The following is a 13,400-nucleotide window of genomic DNA, read 5'->3' on the forward strand; positions in this document are numbered from 1 at the left end:
CCCGCCCCCGATCACCCGTGACGCGCCGCCGTGGCGGTCAGCTCCACGGGTTGGCCGGTTGGTCGTCGATCGCGGTCCAGAACCTGGTCTGGGTCGGCAGGGTGCCGTTGGCCCACAGGCCCCAGCCCGACGCGTCGTGGAACTCCGCCATCCGGAAGCCCGCCCCGAACGAGGCCGCGCACAGCTGGTCGGCGGTGGCCCGGCTGCTCAGCTGGGTGCCGGGCACCGGCGCGGTGGCCTTCACCTCGCCGCCGGCCCAGCTGTGGAAGCCGCTGGTGGGCACGCCCGCCGGGGCGGGGCGGCCGTCCTTGCGCAGGCACAGCACCGGCAGCTGGGTGCCGGCCGGGGTGTCGCCCTGGTACGGGTCGCTGGCCGTGTCGTAGCCGACGTGCACCACGTTGTCGGCGCGCTGCTCCAGGTTGGCCCAGGTCATGCCCTTGTGGGCGCCGACCGGGCCGAACAGGGCCTCGTAGCTGCTGCGGTAGATGTCCCACTGCTGGTAGGCGCCGTCGTTGCAGCCGAACATGTAGAGCTTCCAGCCGCCGAAGTTCTTCTCGGTGTTGTCCAGGCACAGCGAGCTGGAGACGTTCTGGATCCGCACCCCGACCATGTCGTACTTCGCGGTCTGGCCGGCCGCCGTGTACGGGGTGATCCTCCACATCTGGCTGGTCACGTTCGCGTAGCACTGGGTGCCGCTCGGGCGGCTGTCGGAGGCGGTCAGGCAGGAGCGCTTGTCGGCCTCGTTGTTGATCGTGTAGACGCCGTTCCAGCCCGGGACCGGGGTGAACACCCACTTGCCCGGGTTGTTCGAGGGCGCGCAGGGGTGCATGTCCTGGGTGTCCCACACCGCGCCGTCGGGACAGCGTTCGGAGGCCTGGTTGAACAAGACCGTCGCAGGGGTGTCGGCCGAGGCCGCGCCGGGGGCGAGCGCCAGGCCGCCCAGGGCGAGCGCGGCCGAGAGGACGATGCGTCGGATGAGCGAGCGCAAGGGATCTCCAGATCGAGGAGGCAGGGGGCAGGGGAGCGAGGGCGGTACGGCCGGCCGACCGACCCCCACCCTGTCAGGAACCCGTCACCCGCCGGTATCCGAGCTTTCTCGGACCCGCCCGGCACCCCAGAGGGCGTACGTACGTCACCCCTACCGACCTACCGACCTACCGACGTACCGACGTACCGATACGCGACCGATTCGCCCGCCACCCCCCACGCCCTACCGTCGGGGACGTCAGCAGGAACCACCCACGGCGAACCCCCAGGAGCACCCCATGACCGCCTACGCGATCGCCCAGGTCCACTCGGTCGAGTTCGGCCCCGACATCGTGGAGTACCTGGAGCGCATCGACGCCACCCTCGACCCCTTCGGCGGCCGCTTCGTCGTCCACGGCGGCACGTACGAGACGGTGGAGGGGAGTTGGGGCACCGGTGGCACGATCGTCATCGAGTTCCCCGACCTGGAGCGGGCCCGCGCCTGGTGGGACTCGCCCGCCTACCGGGAGATCCTGCCGCTGCGCACCCGGCACATGAACGCCGACATCATCCTGATCGAGGGCGTGCCGGCCGGCTACCGGGGCGCGGACAGCCTCCAGGCGCACTGAGGACGCCGAGGGCGCCGAGGGTGTCGAGGACGCCGAGTGCGCCGCCGGGCCCCGGGTCTCAGGGACTGACCTGCTGAATGTGCTGGACGATGGGGACGGCGAGGTCCTTGATGTGCGGCAGCCGGTCCACGATGTTGTCGCCGTCCAGGAGGAGGACCTTGTCGCCGATCCGGACGGCGAGCACGTCCCGGGTCGCGTACGGGCCCGTCGGGGAGTTCTTCACCTCGATGGCCTCGTCGCCGAGGTTGGGCACCGAGGTGACCGTCACGGTGTGCGGGACGGGCTTCTTGTCCCAGTCCTGGCCGGTGTAGGTCTTGCACTTGTCGGCGTAGGCGCGGATCAGGGCGAGCTGCTTGGTGGCGGTGCCGGGGAAGTAGGAACCCAGGTGGATCCCGGCCTCATTGACGTCCTCGGACACGAGTTCCTCGGCGTGCGCGGTCTCGTAGCCCATCGCGAGGCTGTTCCCGCCCGCGGTGGTCAGCCAGTTGCAGGGGTTGTCCGTCAGCGTCGGGTACGGATCGTCCTCGAAGTTGTCGCCGGTGTCGGTCTCGCTGCTGTCCTTCATCGTCCAGCCGGCCGGCAGGGTCGCCGAGGTGGGCAGCAGCGGCTTCAACTGGCGCCCGCTCAGCGGCTTCGGGCCGCTCGCCGTGGGGCTCGGGGAGCTGACGACGGGCGGGGCGGTGGGCGGGGCGGCGTCGATCGTCGGCGTGGTGCCGACCGGCGGGGCGGCCGTGACGGCGGGCCCGGACGGCGAGGCGCTGCCCGCCGACAGCGGGCTGGGCAGGTCGAGATTGTTGGCCGCGCACCCGGTCAGGGCGACGGCCGCGGCGACGGCGACCACCGCACCGGCGGCGACTGGAGTTCTGGTCGTGGACACAAGGATCCCCCCGATCCTGGGCAGGCGAACTGCGCACGGACGTACGACGATTCGCGTACGTGCGGTGGTCATCCTGCCACGCGCCGCTACCGCCCCGTACGCCGGTCCGTCACCTGCCGCCCCCGGGCCCCTGCCGCTGCTCGCCGCTGGGGCCCGCCCGGCTACGACCGCTCGCGCCACCAGGCGACGGTGGCCGCGAGCTGCTCGTCCAGCGGGGTCGCGCGGACGGTGAAGGCGGCCTCGTAGGCGGTGGAGTCCACGACGAAGGGGCGGTCGAACTGGTAGCGGGTCTCGCGCAGTTCGCGCAGCAGCGGGGAGACCAGGCCGCCCGCGGCGAGCAGGACGGGGGAGAGGCGGCGCACCGGGACGGGGTCGGTGCCGGCCTCGGCGGTGAGGCGCTCGACCATGGTGCGCACGGGCAGGGCGGGGGCGGTGGGGACGTGCCAGGGGCGGCCCCAGGCGCGCTCCTCGCCGGCGACCTCGACCATGGCGCGGGCGACGTCGGGCAGGTAGGTCCAGCTGTGCGGGGCGTCCGGGTCGCCGAGGACGGCGACCGGGCGGCCCCTGAGCAGGGCGGGCACGGCGCGCGAGGCGAGGTGGCCGCCCTCGGTGACGCCGGGGCCGAAGAAGTCGGAGGCCCGCACCTCGACCGCGCGGATCCGCCCGGCCTCGTGCAGGGCCCGGGCCTGCTCCCAGGCCGCGGCGCGGACCCGGCCCTTGGGGCCGGTGGCGGCGAGCGGGAGGTCCTCGGTCATCGGCCGGTCCACCGGGCCGTAGCCGTACAGGTTGCCGAGCATCACCAGGACCGCCCCGCTGTCCTCGGCGGCCGCGCACAGCGCGGCGGCGAGCGCGGGCCACCGCCCGGCCCACTGCGGCAGCGGCGGCGCGGCGCAGCCGTGGATCGCGACGGCCCCGCGCGCGGCCTCGGCCAACTGCGCCGGGTCGCTCGCGTCCAGGGCGAGGTGCTCGACGCCGTCGGCGGGGGCGGCGGGGTGCTCGGTGCGGGTGACGACCCGGACCTCGTGGCCCTGTTCGGCCAGCAGGCGGGTGGTGGCGGCCCCGGCGGGCCCGTGTCCGACGACGAGGTGAAAGCTCACGCGCCCACCTTAGGGGCCGTCGCTGACAGGCGCTGACGGTTTGTTCCGGTCCGGGAGAGCTCGGCAAATACCTGGTATGGCAATAGCAAAAAAGGACCTATGCTGTCGGGCGTTCAAGATCTCTTCACAGGAAAAACAGGTCTGCCCGCATGAAGCTGCCCCGGGTGTCCACCGTCGTCGCCGCCGCGGTCCTGGCGCCCGCCGTCCTCTTCCCCTCCTCGGCCTCCGCCGCCGACGCCCCCCAGCCGGCCGGGCTCTCCGGTCCTGACACCGCCTCCGGCTCCACGCCGGACGTCACCCCCGGCGACGACGGCGTCAACGGCGGCCCGGGCACCAGCAGCCGCCCCCAGGCCCCCGAGGGGCAGGAGCAGCGCGACCGCGCCGAGATCCAGAAGCTCCTGGACGACAAGAACACCGGCCCCGGTGTGCGCGAGGCCGCCGAGCAGGCCCTCAAGGGCAACGCCGCCCAGCTGCGGCACTTCCTGGAGATCGACTTCCCCAAGAACCGCCTGGACGACCTGCGGGTGAAGGTCTCCCAGTACATGCACCGCGGCGGCCCGGCCGTGCGCGCGGCCGGCGGCAAGGTGCTGCAGGGCAGCGAGGCGGAGCTGCTCAAGTTCCTCTCGGAGGGCCTGCCGGCCGCCCAGGCCGAGGACGCGGACCGCGCCGAGATCCAGAAGATCCTGGCCGACCCGAACACCGGCCCGGGCGTGCGCGAGACGGGGGAGAAGGCCCTCAAGGGCGGCGCCGCCGAGCTGCGGCACTTCCTCGACGTCGAGCTCCCCAAGCAGCGCGCCGACGACAACCGCGTCAAGGTCTCCCAGCTGCTTGCCACCGGCGGCCGCGAGGTGCGCGAGGGCGCCAACAAGGCGCTGGACGGCAACGACGCGGACGTCGCGAAGTGGCTGGCGGAGGGCTACCCCAAGGCCAAGGCCTCGGACGACCGCGTCGCGCTCTTCGTCGCACTGTCCGACAAGAACACCGGCCCGCACACCACCGAGGCCGCCAAGAAGGCCCTCGCCGGCACCCCCGCCGACGTCGCCCAGTTCCTGAGCGACCTGCCCAAGCTGCGCGCCACCGACAACCGCATCAAGGTCTCCCAGCTCATGGAGACCGGCGGCCCGGCCGTGCGCGCGGCGGCCGGCAAGGCGCTGGAGGGCAGCTACGACGACATCGTCAAGTTCCTCGCCGAGGGCTGGGCCACGGCCCGCGCCGCGGACGAGGCCGCCGCCGGCAAGCCCGCGGACAAGCCCGCCGAGAAGCCGGCCGACAAGCCCGCCGGGCAGCAGGACCAGGGCGCCCAGCAGCCGCAGACCGTCCAGCCGGCCGCCCTGACCGGCACTGGCACCACGGGCACCGGCGCCACCACCGTCGTTGCGGCCGGCAGCGGCTCGCTCGCCGCCACCGGTACCGAGGGCCTCGGCTGGGAGGCCGGCGGCGCCGCCGCGGCCCTCGCCGCGGGCGCGGCACTGGTCGCGCTCTCGCGCCGCCGCTCCGCCGAGAGCTGACACACCGGGACTGACACACCGAGGGCTGACCCCCGCTCGCGTCCGGCCCCCTGTGCCCAGCGCCCCTGTGCTCAGCGCCCGCCTTCGGTGAACCTGCGCGCGAGCCGCTCGCGCCAGCGCGCCGCGTTGGAGCCGTCCAGCTGTCCCTCGAAGGCCCGGCGGGCGGCCGCCACCAGCTCCTCGACCGTCCCCGCCCCGGGCCCGGTGCGGTGCCCGGTCGCGGCGTCGTACACCGCCCACAGCGCCTCCTCGGTCGGGTCGTCCAGACCCAGGCAGGTCGCCACCCCGCGCCCGGCCAGCGCCTCGGCCAGCGACGCCTCGAAGACGCGCCGCAGCCGCTGCCCGTCCGGCACCGCCTCAGCTCCCGTCCCCGCCGCCCTCGCCGCTGCCGTTGCCGCTGCCCAGGAGCCACCGCTCCCGCTGCCTGCGCCGCCGCCGGCGCTGCTCCGCGCCGCGCAGCAGATCGCCCGCGCCGAGCGTCACCGCCGCCACCGCGCGCACCCAGCCCGGCCCGCCGCGCGAGGCCCAGACCACGCACCCGCACCCGGCGAGCACCAGCACCAGCACCCCGACCAGCACCGCTCCGACCATCTCGGTGTCACCCCTCTTCTTCCCACCACCGGTTCGGCCACGAATCCTCGCATCCCTGATCTTGCAGGGTATCCCCGGCTTTAGCCGGGGAGGGAATGCGTCCTTGGCCCGGAGCCGCGAAGCGGCGGAGATCGCTGCGTTGTCAGTGGCGTGCACTAGCTTGATCGCATCGACCGAAGGGGGGTGGGCCGGATGATCCGTGCGTACAGGTTCCTCATGCGGCCCACTGTGGGCCAAACGCAAGCGCTCGGCGAGATGCTGCGCGACCACTGTTCCCTCTACAACGGCGCGTTGCAGGAACGGCGCGACGCCTACCGGCACGCCTCCAAGGCCTCGATCAAGTATGGGATGCAGTCCGCGCAGCTCAAGGGGATCCGGGCGTTCGACCAGGAGGGGCAGGGCCGCTGGTCGTTCTCGTCGCAGCAGGCCACGTTGCGCCGTCTGGACAGGGCGTTCGCCGCGTTCTTCCGCCGGGTCAAGGCCGGTCGGACACCGGGCTACCCGCGTTTCCGGGGCGTGAACTGGTTCGACACCGTGGAGTTCCCGAAGGACGGGGACGGCTGCCGGTGGGACGCGACCCCGCACGATCCGGTGACCCGTGTCCGGTTCCAGGGCGTCGGATGCGTCAGGGTCAACCAGCACCGCGCTGTGGTCGGCAAGGTGAAGACCATCAGCATCAAGCGTGAGGGCCGCAAGTGGTTCGTCGTGCTGACCGCTGAGCGGGAACAGCCCGAGCCGCTTCCCGCGACCGGGTCCGCAGTCGGCATCGACATGGGCATCGCCCACTTCCTCGCCGACTCGAACGGCAGGTTCGTGCCCAACCCGCGCCACGGCCGCACTGCCGCCGCGAAGCTTCAAGCCGCCCAGCAGGCCCTTGCCCGGTTCCCCCGCGTGCGCTGCGACAGGCGCACCAAGAACCACCAGCGGGCAGTGGAGAAGCTCGCCGAGCTGCACGGCAAGGTCCGTCGCCAGCGCCTGGACCACGCCCACAAGAGCGCACTCGGCCTGGTTCGTGAGCATGACTTCATCGCGCACGAAGACCTCAAGATCCGTAACATGGTCAAGGCTCCCGCGTCCAAGCCCGACCCCGACAGGCCGGGCGGTTTCCTGCCCAACGGCGCGGCGGCCAAGGCCGGACTCAACCGCTCGATCTCGGATGCCGGTTGGGGGGTGTTCCTCGCGATCCTCACCAGCAAGGCTGAAAGCGCCGGCCGGGAAGTGATCGCCGTGGACCCCCGAAACACCTCCCGCACCTGCCCGCCCTGCGGGCACACCGCGAAGGAGAACCGGCCCACACAGGAGAAGTTCCACTGCGTCAGCTGCGGCCACCAGGCGCACGCCGACACCGTGGGAGCCGTCAACGTTCTACGGGCCGGGCTGGCCCGTCGCGACGCCCACCCGGGTTAGCGAGAAGCCCCCGGCTTTAGCCGGGGGAGGAGTCACGTGCCAGGATGCCCATCCGAACACCGAACAGGACCGACGACGAAGGAGACACCCGTGGCCAACGCCCGGTTCGCCACCCTGCACACCACGGCGGGCCCGATCCGGCTGGAACTGTTCCCGTTCCACGCGCCGAAGACGGTCCGCAACTTCGTCGAACTCGCCGAGGGCGCCCGGGAGTACACCGACCCGCGCACCGGGGAGCCGGGCAGCGGCCCGTACTACGACGGCACGACCTTCCACCGGGTGGTCAAGGGCTTCATGATCCAGGGCGGCGACCCGACCGGCACCGGCACCGGCGGGCCCGGCTACGCCTTCCCGGACGAGTTCCACCCGGAGCTGTTCTTCACCAAGCCGTACCTGCTGGCGATGGCCAACTCCGGCCCGGGCACGAACGGTTCGCAGTTCTTCGTCACGGTGGGCACCCCCACCCACCTCAACCGCAAGCACACCATCTTCGGCCAGGTCGCCGACGCCGCCTCCAAGGCCGTGGTGGACGCGATCGCCGCCGCCGAGACCGACGGCGAGCGCCCGGTCCAGGACGTGGTGATCACCGAGGTCGAGATCACCCACGCGTGAGCCCGGGGCCGGCGGCCTTCCCGCCCTGCCCGGTACGCGGGGTGCGCGCCCGCTACGTCCACCAGGGCGGCTGCCCGGGCGCCGTCGCCGACGCGACGGTCGACTTCGAGCCGTGGGAGGAGGGTGTGCACCTGGAGGTCGCCGACGGCGCCACCGTGCGCGGGACCCCCGGGGCCGGAGACCTCGACCGCTACCATGCCGCCCTGGCCGAGGGCGTGCGTGCCGAGCTGGCCGAGCAACTGCCCGGCACCGTCACGGCGTTGGCGCTGGTCGTGCACCACACCACGGTGCACGACGTGGACACCAGCGAGTACGCGTACCGCAGGGCCGGACGGGCGGCGGTACGCGAGGTGCTCGCCCTCCTGGACGCCGAACGGCCGAGCCGCCGCCCGCAGAAGTACGGTCGGCGGCAGGGGAGTTGACGCGGGCGGGAGTCCAGGCCGGAGCTCAGCAGCCGCCGGCCGGGCGCTCCCGGGTCACCAGGTCGGCGCGCCCCGCCGTGGCGTCCAGCCACACCACCCGGGTGCCCCGGTCGGCGGCCACCGCGTACTGGCCGCCGCGGTCGCAGGAGACCCGCTGCGCCGGGCCGCCCGCCAGCGGCACCTGCCACAGCTTGGGCAGCGCCGCGTTGGTCCAGCCGCCGGCCGGCTTCGCCGACGTCAGCTGGTAGCTGACGGCCTGGTCGGAGGCGGTCAGCGTGGCGAACCGGGGGGCCTGCGGGGAGTTCGCGGGCAGCACGTCCACGATCCCCGAGCCGTCCACCGCGCCCGAGCGGATGGTGCTGCGCCCGGCCGGGTCGACGGGGGTGTCCAGCCAGACCAGGCGCCCGCCCGCCAGCAGGGTGGAGGAGGTGCGGCTGGGGCCGGAGCCGGCCGGGGCGTGCGCGGTGTACTGGGCGGTGACCTTGCCCGCCGCGATGGAGTAGACGGTCGGGGCGTTCACCGTCCGGTCGCCGTCCTGCCAGGTCTCGGTCCAGCCGATCAGGCCGTCGCGCAGGGTCAGGCCGAAGAGGCCGTGCCCCTCGGGCAGCGGGATCCCGACCGCCGGGGCCCCGTCGTGGACGAGGTAGGCCCGGGTGCGGCCGGTGGTGTGGTCGGTGAGCGCGTAGGCGGTGTCCGGGCCGGAGACCTGGAGCCCGTCGAGGCTGTCGGTGGTGCGCAGCAGGCTGCGCACCGGGCCGGTGCCGGTGAGCGGGGCGGTGAGGATCTCCTTGCCGGGGCCGCCGGTTCCGCCCTGGGCCTCCCAGACGGCGGTGGTGCCGTCGGTGGCGGCCCAGCTGTGGAAGCGGCCGTCCTGGGGGCTGAGCCGTACGGGCTTGCCGCGGCCGTCGGTGGTGCCGGTGTACAGCCCGTTGCCGTCGGGGCCGTCGGCCAGGAGGACCCAGTGGCCGTTGGCGGCGACGGGGGTGGCCTGGCCGTTGGGGGCGGCGGGCAGCAGGGTGCGGGCGTCCATGCCGAGCCGCTGCTGCCAGCCGGCCCGGATCCCGTGGGCGTCGAACGCGGCGGCGACGGAGCGCAGTTGGCGCTTGTCCAGGCCCTGGTCGCGGCCGGCGGCGAGGACGGCGTCGCGTCCGGCGAGGAAGTCGTCGGAGGGGGTGAGGTAGTCGGCGAGGGCGTGGTAGACGACGCGGTCGGCGGTGAGCGGGTCGAGGGTGCGCCGCACGTCCCACAGGGCGCCGCCGAAGATGGTGGAGTTCAGGTGCACCCCGCCGGTGTCGACGTCCAGGGTGCCCAGGTAGTCGTCGACGGTGGTGCGGTGGTCGTCCAGGCGGCGGTTCGCGCACTCCTGCGGGGTGCCGGTGCGGCACAGTGACTCGCCGAGCAGTGCGGCGGTGGGGTCGTCCATGGCCAGGCCGCGGGCGGTGACCTCGATGGCGTTGCCGAAGTAGTCGGCGAGTGCCTCGTTCATGGCGCCGGACTGGCCGAAGTAGGTCAGGTTGGCGGTGTGGTCGATGACGGCGTGGGTCATCTCGTGGCCGGAGACGTCCAGGGCGGCGGAGAAGGGGTAGTGGCCCGGGAGGGCGCCGTAGACCATCTTGCTGCCGTCCCAGAAGGCGTTCGGGAACGGGGCGCCGTGGTCGCTGACGTTGACCACGGAGACGATCGGGCCGCCCTGGCCGTCCAGGCCGTTGCGGCCCAGGCGGTCGCGGTAGAAGTCGTACACGATCCCGGCGTTGACGTGGGCGTCGGTGGCGCCGTCGTCCCCGGTGGCGGCCGGGAAGGCGGGGGTGGGGGAGGAGGCGGGGACGGCGTCGGCGGGCATGACGTGGTCGAAGTCGCCCTCGTCGCGGCCGCCGGCGTCGTAGGTGGTGACGGCGGCGGGGCGGGTGAGGTCGGTGAGCTGGTAGCCGCCGTCGGGGCGCTGGGCGATGTTGACGGCGGTGGGGCGCCCGTGGGCGTCGGGGGCGGTGCCGGTGGCGGGGCGCAGGCCGTCGGCGGTGGCGGCACCGGGGGCCGTGGTCGCGGCCGCCGGGCGGGGCGCGCGGGCGTCGTGGGCGAGGGCGACGGTGCCGGTGGTGGCGTCGACGTACACCTCGCGAGCAGTGGCGCCGGTGCCGCCGGTGCCTCCGGTTCCGCCGGTGCCGGGGCGCACGGTGTAGTGCTCGGTCAGGCGGCCCGGGCCGCCGGGCAGGACGACGGCGCCCAGGTCCTCGGCGGTGGCGCCGGTGCGCTGCTGCGGGTCGCTCAGCGCGTCGAGCGCGGCGGCGCGCAGGGCCTCGGCCGGGACAGCGGGGGTGGTGGGGGCGGTCAGGCCGGTGAAGTAGCGTCCGCCCACCGACTCGACCTTCTGGGCGTCGCCCTGTCCGGTGAGGTGCACCAGGTACTGGCCGCCGAGGACGGGGATCCCGCCGTGGCGCTGCTCGAACCTGACGGTGCGCCGGCCGTCGGGGCCGGGGGTGGAGGCGAGTTCGGTCAGCTCGCCGGTGTCGACGCGGTAGCGCTCGGGGTGGGCGGCCAGGTGGTCCCGGGCGGCCCGGACCGGGTCGCCGGGGGCGGGTTCGGCCAGGCCGGTCACCAGCTGCGGGGCGGCGGTGTCCCGGCCCTCGACCAGGGCGGGCACCGGGTCGGCGCCACCGGCGCTCGGCGCGGACGCCGGCGCGGGTGCCGGTGCGGCCAGGGCGGTCGGCGCGGTCAGGGCCAGCGCCACGGTGGCGGCGGCGACGGCCAAGGTACGGGCGGTGCGCGGGTGTTGGGGCACAGCGGTCCTCTCGCGTGCGGATGCGGGGGTGCGACGGCACGGCGGTGCGGTCGCGCCCACCCACCATATGCAGTCAAGCGACATATGTCGATTGACTGCTCATCAAGTGCGGTCCCGCGCGCTTCCCCGCTCCCCTCGACGTCCCCGTGCGGGAGGTGCGTTCACGCACCTCCCGCCCGGTGCCACCGCTCCCGCAGGTCCTCGGCCGTCCAGCGGCCCAGGAACACCGCGCCGTAGACGGTGAACGGGAGGGGCAGGGCGAACAGCGGCACCGACAGCCAGCTCGGCCGGCCGGTGCTCATCCGCCCCCGGTCGTCCAGCCACACCGTGATCTCGTGGCCCCGCGGATACGGCCCCTGCGGCCGCTCCGCGCTGAACTCCCGCCCGTCGACGCTCCAACGGAACGTGCAGGCATAGGTCTTCGCACCCAGGCCGCCGCCGTCCCCGCCCGGCTCCTGGCCGCTCACCCGGCAGCCCGTCACCCAGGCCGTCGTACGGCGCGGATGGCCCAGCCGCTCCCGCACGGTGCCGGCGACCTGCGCGGCCAGGAACACCGTGAGCAGTGCCAGCAGCAGGAACCCCACCGCCCGGGTGCCCGTCCCGCGCTCCCGCTCCGGGGCCCGGCGGCGCACCGGGAACCAGGCCGCCGGCAGCGCCACCGCCGCCGCGGCGCACAACCACCACAGCCACCCGGGCACCGGATCGTCCTGCGACCACGGCCACAGTGCGGCCGAGCCCGCGAGCGCCAGCGTCACCGTCGCCGCCGCGGTCACCGCCACGCACCGTCGTTCGAACCCCGTCCCGGCCACACCCGCCCCCCGACGCCGCAGTCCCGCCACCGCTCCCGATCCTGGGGTCGCCCGGCCCCCGCGGCCAGGCTTCTCCTGCGACGGTGACAGGGCTGCGACATCGTCACGGCCGCACCGCCGCACCGCCGCACGGCCGCACCGCCGGGGCCCGGCCGGCGGGGCGTCAGCCCGTGCGGCGTACGGGGGTCTCGTCCTCCGCGCCCGCCACCCAGGCCGGCAGGGGCTCGCGCCCGGCGAGCCAGCCGGCGGCCGGACCGCCCAGGCCGGTGCGGGCGGCGACCACGCCGCCGGTGATGGCGCAGGTGGTGTCCACGTCGCCCAGGCCCTCGGCGGTGCTCCACAGGGCGTCGGTCAGGCTGTCGAGGTGGTGGGCGGCCGACCACAGGGCGAAGGGCGCGGTGTCGCCGGCCCGCACCCGCTGCCCGTTGCCGAGCAGGTCTGCCGCGCGCCAGGGCTCGGTGTCCGGGGCGAGCTCGGCGGCCCGGGCCAGGCCCTCGCGCACCGGGCCGGCCGGGGTGCGCCCGGCCACCTCGGCGAGGAAGGCGGCCCCGGCCGGCGCCGGAGCCGGAGCCCCGCCGCCCTCGCGTCCGCGCGCGGCCAGCGCGGCCGCCAGCGCCACGGCCACCGCGCCGGCGATCCCCTCGGGGTGGGCGTGCGTCACCTCGGCCGACAGCGCGGCCTGTTCCGCGGCCTCGTCCAGGTCCGCGTGGAACCAGGCGCCCAGCGGTGCCACCCGCATCGCCGCACCGTTGCCCAGGCTGCCCTGCCCGTCGAACAGCTTGCGCGACTCCTCGCGCCACGCCGACGGCCGCGCGGCCAGCCGGGGCAGCAGCAGGCTCATGCCGTTGCCGTAACCGCGGTAGGCGTCGGCCAGGTACGTCACCCCGAAGGCCTCGGCCAGGCGCTCCTGGTGCACCGCCTCGTACGCGGTGAGGATCCCGTACACCGACAGCGCCATCGCCGTGTCGTCGGTCCAGTGCCACGGGGTCTCCGGCGGCACCCGCCGGGCCCGGATCTGTGCGAATGCCACCTTCGGTGTCCGGAAGAGCGGGAACCACCGCTCGCCGAAGCCGTCCCCGAGCGCCAGGCCCTCCAACGCGTCACGTGCTGCCGAATACGTCATGGCCGCATGATCGCACCGGCCGCGCCCCGGTGGCAGGGTGGTCCGGCGTCAGTTCGCCGTGACCGGGAGCAGGCCGCGCTCGCCGAAGACCTTCTTGGCGACGAAGGTCGCGTTCAGCGCCTTGGGGAACCCGCAGTACACCGCCGAGTGCAGCAGCGCCTCGGTGATCTCGACGGGGGAGAGGCCGACGTTGAGCGAGGCGTTGATGTGGACCTCCAGCTGCGGCTCGCAGCCGCCGAGCGCGGTGAGCATCCCCAGCGTCACCAACTGCCGGTCGCGCGGTGCGAGTTCGGGGCGGCTGTAGACGTCGCCGAAGCCCCAGGCGACGACCTGGTGGGCCAGCTCCGGGCTGATGTCGGCCAGCGCGTCCACCACCCGCTGCCCGCCCTCCCCGTCGACCCGGGTGAGCACCTCCATGCCCCGCTCGAACCGCTCCCGCCGCTGCCCGGCCCCCTGCTCCGAAACGCCCTGCTCCGAAACGCCCATGGCGCCCGTCCTCTCCTCGTGCCTGTTCCCGTGTCGCGGCCCCGGCCGACCGGCCCTGACCACGGAAGGAACCGTAGGACTTGGAGTGCGCTCCAAC

General features: G+C 74.4%; 14 protein-coding genes. 5 read left to right on the forward strand and 9 right to left on the reverse strand.

Annotated elements, in window-relative coordinates; translation table 11 throughout:
• Nucleotides 1-37: 37 nt before the first annotated feature.
• Nucleotides 38-988 (reverse strand): hypothetical protein, encoded by a 951-nt coding sequence (locus ACFV8H_RS17585; RefSeq protein ID WP_380400655.1) that lies wholly within the window; start codon nt 986-988, stop codon nt 38-40.
• A 277-nt stretch (nt 989-1,265) separates the two neighbouring features.
• Here ACFV8H_RS17585 and ACFV8H_RS17590 point away from each other — a divergent pair, with 277 nt between their 5' ends.
• Nucleotides 1,266-1,595 (forward strand): DUF1330 domain-containing protein, encoded by a 330-nt coding sequence (locus ACFV8H_RS17590; protein WP_380400657.1) that lies wholly within the window; start codon nt 1,266-1,268, stop codon nt 1,593-1,595.
• Nucleotides 1,596-1,653: 58 nt separating this feature from the next.
• Here the strand turns inward: ACFV8H_RS17590 and ACFV8H_RS17595 are convergent, their stop codons facing one another.
• Together ACFV8H_RS17595 and ACFV8H_RS17600 are read right to left on the reverse strand one after the other, a co-directional pair.
• The gene (locus ACFV8H_RS17595; RefSeq protein WP_380400659.1) at nt 1,654-2,472 is read right to left on the reverse strand and encodes a hypothetical protein; all 819 of its coding nucleotides are present in this window, start codon (nt 2,470-2,472) and stop codon (nt 1,654-1,656) included.
• A 161-nt stretch (nt 2,473-2,633) separates the two neighbouring features.
• The gene (locus tag ACFV8H_RS17600; RefSeq protein ID WP_380400660.1) at nt 2,634-3,569 is read right to left on the reverse strand and encodes an NAD-dependent epimerase/dehydratase family protein; all 936 of its coding nucleotides are present in this window, start codon (nt 3,567-3,569) and stop codon (nt 2,634-2,636) included.
• 149 nt (nt 3,570-3,718) lie between these two features.
• Here ACFV8H_RS17600 and ACFV8H_RS17605 point away from each other — a divergent pair, with 149 nt between their 5' ends.
• Nucleotides 3,719-5,077, forward strand: a complete 1,359-nt coding sequence (locus tag ACFV8H_RS17605; protein ID WP_380400662.1) for an ALF repeat-containing protein — start codon at nt 3,719-3,721, stop codon at nt 5,075-5,077.
• 71 nt (nt 5,078-5,148) lie between these two features.
• Here the strand turns inward: ACFV8H_RS17605 and ACFV8H_RS17610 are convergent, their stop codons facing one another.
• Both ACFV8H_RS17610 and ACFV8H_RS17615 read right to left on the reverse strand, forming a co-directional pair.
• A complete protein-coding gene (locus tag ACFV8H_RS17610; protein WP_380400664.1) occupies nt 5,149-5,430 on the reverse strand; it encodes a hypothetical protein in 282 nt (93 codons plus the stop codon).
• 4 nt (nt 5,431-5,434) lie between these two features.
• Nucleotides 5,435-5,668, reverse strand: a complete 234-nt coding sequence (locus ACFV8H_RS17615) for a hypothetical protein (RefSeq protein ID WP_380400666.1) — start codon at nt 5,666-5,668, stop codon at nt 5,435-5,437.
• A gap of 192 nt (nt 5,669-5,860) precedes the next feature.
• On the opposite strand from ACFV8H_RS17615, the gene ACFV8H_RS17620 reads away from it, so the two are divergent.
• The 3 genes from ACFV8H_RS17620 to ACFV8H_RS17630 all read left to right on the forward strand — a co-directional run bounded on the left by ACFV8H_RS17620 (nt 5,861) and on the right by ACFV8H_RS17630 (nt 8,109).
• Nucleotides 5,861-7,075: an RNA-guided endonuclease InsQ/TnpB family protein gene (locus ACFV8H_RS17620; protein ID WP_380400668.1), complete on the forward strand. Its 1,215-nt coding sequence runs from the start codon at nt 5,861-5,863 to the stop codon at nt 7,073-7,075.
• A 90-nt stretch (nt 7,076-7,165) separates the two neighbouring features.
• Complete coding sequence (locus ACFV8H_RS17625) at nt 7,166-7,687, forward strand: peptidylprolyl isomerase (protein WP_380400670.1); 522 nt, start codon at nt 7,166-7,168, stop codon at nt 7,685-7,687.
• Nucleotides 7,684-8,109, forward strand: a complete 426-nt coding sequence (locus ACFV8H_RS17630; RefSeq protein ID WP_380400672.1) for a hypothetical protein — start codon at nt 7,684-7,686, stop codon at nt 8,107-8,109. The genes ACFV8H_RS17625 and ACFV8H_RS17630 overlap by 4 nt, the downstream gene beginning before the upstream one ends.
• Before the next feature lie 25 nt (nt 8,110-8,134).
• Here ACFV8H_RS17630 and ACFV8H_RS17635 read toward each other — a convergent pair whose 3' ends face one another.
• The 4 genes from ACFV8H_RS17635 to ACFV8H_RS17650 form a co-directional block, all read right to left on the reverse strand.
• Complete coding sequence (locus tag ACFV8H_RS17635) at nt 8,135-10,885, reverse strand: M4 family metallopeptidase (protein WP_380400673.1); 2,751 nt, start codon at nt 10,883-10,885, stop codon at nt 8,135-8,137.
• 161 nt (nt 10,886-11,046) lie between these two features.
• Nucleotides 11,047-11,664, reverse strand: coding sequence for a hypothetical protein (locus tag ACFV8H_RS17640; protein ID WP_380400675.1), 618 nt, complete (start codon nt 11,662-11,664; stop codon nt 11,047-11,049).
• 193 nt (nt 11,665-11,857) lie between these two features.
• On the reverse strand, nt 11,858-12,817 hold the full coding sequence (locus ACFV8H_RS17645; protein WP_380400677.1) for an ADP-ribosylglycohydrolase family protein: 960 nt from the start codon (nt 12,815-12,817) through the stop codon (nt 11,858-11,860).
• A 48-nt stretch (nt 12,818-12,865) separates the two neighbouring features.
• On the reverse strand, nt 12,866-13,303 hold the full coding sequence (locus tag ACFV8H_RS17650; RefSeq protein ID WP_380400679.1) for a carboxymuconolactone decarboxylase family protein: 438 nt from the start codon (nt 13,301-13,303) through the stop codon (nt 12,866-12,868).
• Between the last annotated feature and the right edge of the window lie 97 nt (nt 13,304-13,400).

The sequence above is a fragment of the Kitasatospora sp. NPDC059827 genome (assembly GCF_042731675.1).
Lineage (GTDB): Bacteria > Actinomycetota > Actinomycetes > Streptomycetales > Streptomycetaceae > Kitasatospora.

What these genes read in the sequence shown, in the direction of transcription:
- ACFV8H_RS17605 (WP_380400662.1), top strand. Translation starts at nt 3,719, where the DNA reads ATGAAGCTGCCCCGGGTGTCCACCGTCGTCGCCGCCGCGGTCCTGGCG.
- ACFV8H_RS17615 (WP_380400666.1), bottom strand. Translation starts at nt 5,668, where the DNA reads ATGGTCGGAGCGGTGCTGGTCGGGGTGCTGGTGCTGGTGCTCGCCGGG.
- ACFV8H_RS17650 (WP_380400679.1), bottom strand. Translation starts at nt 13,303, where the DNA reads ATGGGCGTTTCGGAGCAGGGCGTTTCGGAGCAGGGGGCCGGGCAGCGG.
- ACFV8H_RS17620 (WP_380400668.1), top strand. Translation starts at nt 5,861, where the DNA reads ATGATCCGTGCGTACAGGTTCCTCATGCGGCCCACTGTGGGCCAAACG.
- ACFV8H_RS17645 (WP_380400677.1), bottom strand. Translation starts at nt 12,817, where the DNA reads ATGACGTATTCGGCAGCACGTGACGCGTTGGAGGGCCTGGCGCTCGGG.
- ACFV8H_RS17590 (WP_380400657.1), top strand. Translation starts at nt 1,266, where the DNA reads ATGACCGCCTACGCGATCGCCCAGGTCCACTCGGTCGAGTTCGGCCCC.